The sequence below is a fragment of the Teichococcus aerofrigidensis genome (assembly GCF_054073225.1).
This window is the reverse complement of sequence record NZ_JBSXMU010000142.1, coordinates 1-7,182: the sequence shown is the minus strand read 5'-3', so window position 1 is coordinate 7,182 and position 7,182 is coordinate 1. Positions and strand designations below refer to the sequence as shown.

Here is a 7,182-nt window from a genome sequence, read left to right as displayed (position 1 = left end):
TCAGCTCGTGCTTCCAGAGCAGCACGGCGGCGGGGGGGGGCCGCCGGCCAGGGCCCCGGAGTTCAGGCCCGCGCGAAGGCGTCCGCGATGCTCTCGAAGAGCGGCAGGCCATCAATGCCGCCCATCAGCGGGTCCACCAGGTCCTCGGGATGCGGCATCATGCCGAGGATGCGCCGGTTCTCGCTGAGGATGCCGGCGATGTTGTTGCGGGCGCCGTTGCGGTTGGCGGCCTCGGTCGGCGCGCCGGCCTCGTCCACGTAGCGGAAGGCGACGCGGTCCTCCTTCTCCAGCGCCTCAAGGGTGGCGTCATCGGCGAAGTAGTTGCCGTCGCCATGCGCCATCGGGGCGCGGAAGGTGGCGCCCTTCTGCCAGCGGCCGGTGAAGGGGCTGGCGCTGGTCTCGACGCGGAGCGTGCAGTCCATCGAGAGGAAGCGGAGCGCGGCGTTGCGCAGCAGCGCGCCGGGCAGGAGCTGCGCCTCGGTCAGGATCTGGAAGCCGTTGCAGACGCCCAGGATATGGCCGCCCTGGGCGGCGAAGGCGGCGACGGCGGGCATGATGGGGGAGCGGGCGGCCATGGCGCCGCAGCGCAGATAGTCGCCGTGGGAAAAGCCGCCGGGAAGCACGACGAGGTCGGTGCCGGCGGGCAGGCTGGTCTCGGCGTGGAAGAGGATGGTGGGCCGGCGGCCCGTGGCCTTCTCCAGCGCGATGGCCATGTCGCGCTCGCGGTTGGTGCCGGGGAAGAGGAGGATGACGGCGTTCATGGCGGCGGCCTTGAGCGGGAGGGGGCGGGGTTGCGGGGGCGGGCTACTGCAGGGCGACGCGGATCCAGTGCAGCCCGCCCATGATCAGGATGGTGACGCCGGAGGCGATGGCCGCGGCGGTCACCCAGAGGTCGATGCGGGCCTTGGAGCGGGCCAGCAGGCCAGGGTCGCGGCGGCGGCCGTGGCGGGCCTGCCCGGCGGCGACCTGCGGGGCCCGGGCCTGCCGCCAGCGCAGCCCCATGCCGATCAGCACGGTGAGCAGCAGCATCAGCAGCAGGGAGGCCTTGATCATCGGTGCGCCGCTCCCGCCGGCTCAGGCGAGCTCGACGCGGAAGCTCTCGATGACGGTATTGGCCAGCAGGCGGCGGGCCATGTCCTCGGCCTGGGCCCGGGCGCGGGCGGGGTCGGTCTCGCTCAGGTCGAGCTCGATGATCTTGCCGGTGCGCACCTCGCCCACGCCGCCGAAGCCCAGCGTGCCGAGGGCGTGGCCGATGGCCTTGCCCTCGGGGTCGAGCACGCCGGCCCTGGGCATGACTGTCACGATCGCCTTCACTGCATGACCTCCGGTCCCTTCATGTCGCGCACGCCCGCCTCGGGCAGGATGCCGAGGCGGCGGGCCACTTCCTGATAGCCTTCCTCGACCTTGCCGAGATCGCGGCGGAAGCGGTCCTTGTCCATCTTCTCGCCGGTGCGGGCGTCCCACAGGCGGCAGTTGTCGGGGCTGATCTCGTCGGCGAGCACGATGCGCAGCTCGTCATTCTCGTAGAGCCGGCCGAATTCCAGCTTGAGGTCGATCAGGGCGATGCCGGTGCCGAGGAAGAGGCCGGAGAGGAAATCGTTGATGCGCAGCGTCAGCGCGACCATGTCGTCGAGGTCCTGGGTGGCGGCCCAGCCGAAGCAGGTGATGTGTTCCTCGGACACCATGGGGCGGTTCAGCCCCTCGCTCTTGTAATAGTACTCGATGATCGAGCGCGGCAGGCGGGTGCCCTCCTGCAGGCCGAGGCGCTGCGACAGGCTGCCGGCGGCGACATTGCGCACCACCACCTCCAGCGGGATCATCTCGACCTCGCGGATCAGCTGCTCGCGCATGTTCAGGCGGCGGATGAAGTGGGTCGGCACGCCGATCTCGCCCAGCCGGGTCATCAGGTATTCGCTGATGCGGTTGTTCAGCACGCCCTTGCCGGTGATGACGCCCTTCTTGGTGCCGTTGCCGGAGGTGGCGTCGTCCTTGAAGTACTGCACCAGCGTGCCGGGCTCCGGGCCCTCGAACAGGACCTTGGCCTTACCTTCATAGAGTTGCCGGCGTCGCGCCATGGTCACGGGAATCCTCTAATCCGCCGGTCGGGGGGCTGGCGGTGAAAGGCCCGCCTATAGCAGGGGGTGGCGCCCGCCGCCACCGCCCCGGCGGGAAGGAGCCGCGGCTCAGCCCTCCATGGTCACGCCGGTCAGGCGGATCATCTCGGCCCATCGCTTCACCTCGGCGTGCTGGAACTCCGCGAAGGGGGCGGGCAGCAGCGGGTCGGCGGTGAAGCCCGCCGTCTGCAGCCGGGCCTCCACCTCGGGCTCGGCCAGGGCGGCCAGCATGGCGCGGGCGATGCTGCCGACCGCCTCGCCCGGCGTCCCGGCGGGAGCGAAGAAGCCGAACCAGGCATCGACGGCGAGGAAGGGCGCGCCGGCCTCGGCCGCGGTCGGCACATCGGGGAAGTCGGCCAGCCGGGCGGGGGCGCCGATCTCCAGCGCCCGCAGCCGCCCGTCCCGCACCAGGCCGGAGACCGAGGGAAAGGTGGCGACGTAGAAATCCACGATGCCGGCGACGGTGTCGGTCGCCGCCGGGGCGGCGCCGCGATAGGGGACGTGGGTTGCCTCCATGCCCTCCCGCCGCACCAGCGTCTCGGCGATGACATGGCTGGCCGAGCCCGCCTGGGAGGAGGCGTAGGTCAGGCGCCCGCGCCGGCCGCGGGCGATGAGCCCGGCCAGGTCCTGGTCGGGCGCGCCGGCCGGCACCACCAGGGCGTGGTGCACGGTGGCCAGCTTGCAGACGGTCGTGAAGCTGTCGACCACGTGATAGGGCAGGCGGGCCATCATCGCCTGGTTGCCGGCATGGGTCTGGTTGTGGCCGAGCACGATCGTGTCGCCATCCGGCGCCGCGCGGGCGGCGGCCTCGGTGCCGATGATGCCGCCGGCCCCGGCGCGGTTCTCCACCACGACGGGCCGGTTCAGCGTGGCCTGCGCCTTGTCCACCAGCGCGCGGGCCAGGATGTCGGTGGAGCCGCCCGGCGGGGCCGGCACGATGATGCGCAGCGGACTGCCCGGGGCGGGCCGGCTGGCCAGGCCGGTGGCGGCCCCCTGGGCGCGGGCGGCGCCGGGCGGCAGGGCGAGGGCGGCGGGGCCGAGGGCGAGGAGATGGCGGCGTTGCATGGCAGGACGTTCCGGTTGCGCTCTTGCCCCCGAGGTCGCGCGCCGCGCGCCCGGCGTCAAGCCCGTGACCTTCCGCCACCCCGCGCGTTGACCCGGCGAGCCCGAACACACCCGAGAGGAGGCCGGTCATGGAACCGATGAAGCCGATGAAGCCGATGAAGCCGATGGAACCCATGAAGCCGATGGAGCCGATGAAGCCCATGCGGAGCGAGGCCTGGTGGCCCGAGGCGCTGGGGCAGCCCGCGAGCAGCGGCGGCCAGGACGGGCTGCGCTATGCGGTCTTCCCCGACCGGAAGCGCCTGCTCATCGAGCGCGCGGGACGCGTCGAGGCCTACGACACGGGCGGGCGGCGCATCAGCGGCGTGCAGCAGGCCTCCGGCGGCGAGCCGGTGTTCAGCGGCGAGGACGGGCCGGTGCGCCTGGGCGAATTGCGGAAGGCGGACTGAGGCGCGCCGTCACGCCGCCTCCAGCTTCTCCTGCAGCTCCAGCCACTCCTCCTCCAGCGCCGCGACCTGCTTGGCGATGGCGCCCTGGCGCTGCGTGGCCCAGGCGATGTCCTCGGCCCTGAAGCGGGCATAGGTGGCGGGGTCGCCGAGCTTCTTCTCCAGCAGCGCCGCCTCCTTCTGCAGCTTCGCCATCTCCGCCTCGATCCGGGTGACACGCTGGCGCAGCGGCGCCAGGGCCTGGCGGTTCTCGGCCCGCTCGCGCCGCTCGTCGCGCCGCGTGGCGGCGGGCTCGGCGGCGCCGCCCTGGCGCGCGGCGCGGGCCTGCTCCGCCAGATGCGCGCGGTAGTCGTCGAGGTCGCCCTCGAAGGGCGCGACGCCGCCATCGGCCACCAGCCAGAGCCGGTCGGCCGCCAGCGTCACCATGTCCGGGTCGTGGGTGATCAGCACCACGGCGCCGCCGAAGCCGGCCAGCGCCTTCACCAGCGCGTCGCGCGCGTCGATGTCGAGGTGGTTGGTCGGCTCGTCGAGGATCAGCAGGTGCGGCGCCTCGCGGGTGCAGAGCGCCAGCAGCAGCCGCGCCTTCTCGCCGCCGGAGAGTGCGCCGATCCGGGTCGTCGCCCGCTCGGCATCGAGGCCGAAGCGGGCGAGCTGGGCGCGGCACTGGGTCTCGCTCGCCTGCATCCCCAGCGCCGCCTGCATGTGGCTGAGCGGCGTGCCGGCGAGGTCCAGCTCCTCCGACTGGTGCTGGGCGAAGTAGCCGACCTTCAGGCGCCGGTCGCGCCGCACCTCGCCCGCGATCGGCGCCAGCCGGCCGGCCAGCAGCTTGGCGAGCGTGGACTTGCCGTTGCCATTGGCGCCGAGCAGCGCCACCCGGTCCTCCTGGTCGAGCCGCAGGTTCAGCCCGCGCAGCACCGGCCGGCCGTCATAGCCGATGGTGACGCCCTCGAGGCCGAGGATCGGCGGCGACAGCTCGGAGGGCTCGGGGAAGGCGAAGCGGGTGGGCGCGTCCTCCACCACCGTCTCGATCGCGGGCAGCTTCTCCAGCGCCTTGAGGCGCGACTGCGCCTGGCGGGCCTTGGTGGCCTTGGCGCGGAAGCGGTCGACGAAGGACTGCATGTGGGCGCGCTGCGCCGCCACCTTCTCGGCCTGGGCGGCGAGCTGCGCGGCGCGCTCGGTGCGGATGCGGACGAAGTTGTCGAAGCCGCCGGGGTAGAGGGTGATCGTCTGCCGGTCGAGATGGGCGATGGAATCGACGCAGCGCTGCAACAGGCCGCGGTCGTGGCTGACGACGATGGCGGCGCCGGGGAAGCGCGCCAGCCACCCCTCCAGCCAGATCGTGGCCTCGAGGTCGAGGTGGTTGGTCGGCTCGTCCAGCAGCAGCAGGTCGGGCTCCAGGAACAGCGCCTGAGCCAGCGCCACGCGCATCCGCCAGCCGCCCGAGAACTCGCCCACGGCGCGCGCCTGGGCGGCGGCGTCGAAGCCGAGGCCGGAGAGCACGATGGCGGCGCGCGAGGGCGCGCTGTCGGCGCGGATGGCGATCAGCCGCTCATGGATCTCGGCCAGCCGGGCGCCGTCCGCCTCGTTCTCCAAGGCCGCGAGCAGGTCCGCGCGCTCGGTGTCGGCGGCGAGCACGGTCTCCAGCAGGCTCCGCGACCCGCCCGGCGCCTCCTGCGCCACATGCGTCATGCGGGCCCGGGCGGCGAGGCGGATCTCGCCGCCATCGGGCTGCAGCTCGCCGGTGATGGCGCGCAGCAGCGTGGACTTGCCGGCGCCGTTGCGGCCGACCAGGCCGATCTTGCGGCCGGGATCGACCATCAGCCCGGCGCCCTCCAGCAGCGGGCGGCCGGCGATGCGGATGGTCAGGTCACGGATGGCGAGGACGGTCATGCGGCGGGTTTAGAGCATCGGGGCCGGGCGGCGGAAGCGGGCTGTTCCCCCGGCCGCCGCATGGCTGCCTCCGGGCGAGGGAGCCAGGGGAGACGCCAGGGGAGACGCCAGGGGAGATGCCAGGGGAGATGCCAGGGGAGACACCAGGGGAGCGCCGGACCCTATTGCTCCAGCCGGACGCCGGTCCGCTTCACCACCTCCTGGAACTTCGCCACCTCCCGCACCAGGAAGGCGCGGGCCTCGGCCAGGCCGTTCGCCTGCCGCCAGGGCGCGACGCCGTTGTCGATCAGGCGGTTGCGGAACTCCTCCTCCGCCAGCGCGGCGTTGATGGCCTGGTTCAGCCGCCCGGCCACCGTCGCCGGCATGTCGGGCGGGCCGAGGATGACGTTCCAGGTCTGCAGGTCGAAGCCCGGCAGGCCGCTCTCGGCGAGCGTCGGGATCTCGGGGAAGGTGGGGAAGCGCTCCGGCGAGGTCAGCGCCAGCGGCCGCACCAGCCCGCCGCGGATCTGCCCGGCGGCCGAGGCCAGCACCGCGACGCCCCATTGCCCCTGGCCCTGGTGGATCGCCTGCACCTGCTGCCCGCCGCTGCGGTAGGGCACGTGGACGAAGCGCGTGCCGAGGGTGATCGCCAGCATCTCCGAGGTCAGGTGGTTCGGCGTGCCGACGCCGGAGGAGGCGTAGGTGATGCTCTCGGGCTTCGCCTCGCGCAGGGTGGCGAGCAGGCTTTTCGCGTCGCGCGGCGGGAAGTCGTTGTTGGCGATGACGACGAGCGGCCCGGTGCCGAGCACGGCGAGCTGGGTGAAGTCCTTCACCGGGTCGTAGCGCGTGCCGCCGACCAGGGCGGAGGGGGCGATGCCGTGCGAGCCGGATTCGACCAGCATGATGGTGTAGCCGTCCGGCGACTGCCGGCGGAGCCATTCGCTGGCGACGACGCCGGCGGCGCCGGGGCGGTTCTCCACCACCACACGCGCCGGCTCGCCCGAGGGGCCGGCCAGGGTGTGGCCAAGCCGGTCGGCCAGCAGGCGGGCCGCGATATCGGTGGAGCCGCCGGGGGCATAGCCGGTGACGAGGCTGATCGGCCGGTCCGGGAAGGCCAGGGCGGGGTGGAGGGGCGCGGCCAGGGCGCAGAGGCCCAGCAGCGCCGCCAGCATCGGACGTCGCGTCATTCTCGGTGGTTCTCCCAGGTCCGGGGCGGCTGCATCGGCTCGCCCCTGATTGACCCGGGCAGCTTAGCCATGGATGGGCCGCAACCGCCATGGCATTGGACCCGGGGCCCGCCACCCGACCGGCCACGGCGGCCCCTGCCCGCGTGACGCCGTGTTTCAGTCCGGCCGCGGCCCGGCCCCGGGCGTTCCGGCCCGGCCGGATTTGCTCTAGGGTCCGCCCGCGCGCCCGGTGCCGGCGTGGCTGACAGGATCGCCCGACCCCTTGCTGCTGCCGTTCCTCCCCGATCCCCGCGCATGGAGCTGACCGCCGCCCGCCCGCCCGCCGGACCGCGCCGGCGCGGTCTGCCCCGGCGTGGTCTGCCTCGCCTGGGGCCGGGCCTGCTGGTCTCGCTGCTGCTGCATGCCGGGCTGGTCGCCGTCCTGCTGTTCGGCCTGGAGCGCGAGGAACTGCCGCCCCCGGCACCGGCGCGGGAGGTCGCGGTGGTCTTCGAGCCGGTGCCGGGC

The 7,182-nt window shown here is 73.6% G+C and carries 8 protein-coding genes and 1 pseudogene; 2 read left to right on the top strand and 7 right to left on the bottom strand.

All coding sequences use genetic code 11. The features are described 5' to 3' along the window. Nucleotides 1-62: 62 nt before the first annotated feature. From purQ to ACVMLK_RS18665, 5 genes are all read right to left on the bottom strand, one after another. On the bottom strand, nt 63-761 hold the full coding sequence (gene purQ, locus ACVMLK_RS18685; protein ID WP_198366209.1) for a phosphoribosylformylglycinamidine synthase subunit PurQ: 699 nt from the start codon (nt 759-761) through the stop codon (nt 63-65). A 43-nt stretch (nt 762-804) separates the two neighbouring features. Continuing rightward, a complete protein-coding gene (locus ACVMLK_RS18680) occupies nt 805-1,053 on the bottom strand; it encodes a hypothetical protein (RefSeq protein WP_198366210.1) in 249 nt (82 codons plus the stop codon). A 21-nt stretch (nt 1,054-1,074) separates the two neighbouring features. Then, the gene (purS, locus tag ACVMLK_RS18675; protein ID WP_198366211.1) at nt 1,075-1,314 is read right to left on the bottom strand and encodes a phosphoribosylformylglycinamidine synthase subunit PurS; all 240 of its coding nucleotides are present in this window, start codon (nt 1,312-1,314) and stop codon (nt 1,075-1,077) included. Continuing rightward, nucleotides 1,311-2,075, bottom strand: a complete 765-nt coding sequence (purC, locus tag ACVMLK_RS18670; protein ID WP_198366212.1) for a phosphoribosylaminoimidazolesuccinocarboxamide synthase — start codon at nt 2,073-2,075, stop codon at nt 1,311-1,313. Before purC ends, purS begins: the two co-directional genes overlap by 4 nt. 108 nt (nt 2,076-2,183) lie before the next feature. After that, nucleotides 2,184-3,179, bottom strand: a complete 996-nt coding sequence (locus tag ACVMLK_RS18665; RefSeq protein ID WP_198366213.1) for a Bug family tripartite tricarboxylate transporter substrate binding protein — start codon at nt 3,177-3,179, stop codon at nt 2,184-2,186. 128 nt (nt 3,180-3,307) lie between these two features. On the opposite strand from ACVMLK_RS18665, the gene ACVMLK_RS18660 reads away from it, so the two are divergent. Further along, entirely contained in the window at nt 3,308-3,625 is a 318-nt protein-coding gene (locus ACVMLK_RS18660) for a hypothetical protein (protein WP_457487251.1), read from the top strand. Nucleotides 3,626-3,634: 9 nt separating this feature from the next. On the opposite strand, the gene ACVMLK_RS18655 is transcribed toward ACVMLK_RS18660, so the two are convergent. After that, nucleotides 3,635-5,512: an ABC-F family ATP-binding cassette domain-containing protein gene (locus ACVMLK_RS18655; protein WP_457487250.1), complete on the bottom strand. Its 1,878-nt coding sequence runs from the start codon at nt 5,510-5,512 to the stop codon at nt 3,635-3,637. 161 nt (nt 5,513-5,673) lie between these two features. Beyond that, entirely contained in the window at nt 5,674-6,678 is a 1,005-nt protein-coding gene (locus ACVMLK_RS18650; protein WP_457487249.1) for a Bug family tripartite tricarboxylate transporter substrate binding protein, read from the bottom strand. 294 nt (nt 6,679-6,972) lie between these two features. Here ACVMLK_RS18650 and ACVMLK_RS18645 point away from each other — a divergent pair. Then, a pseudogene (locus tag ACVMLK_RS18645) lies at nt 6,973-7,182 on the top strand (hypothetical protein); the annotation flags it as partial.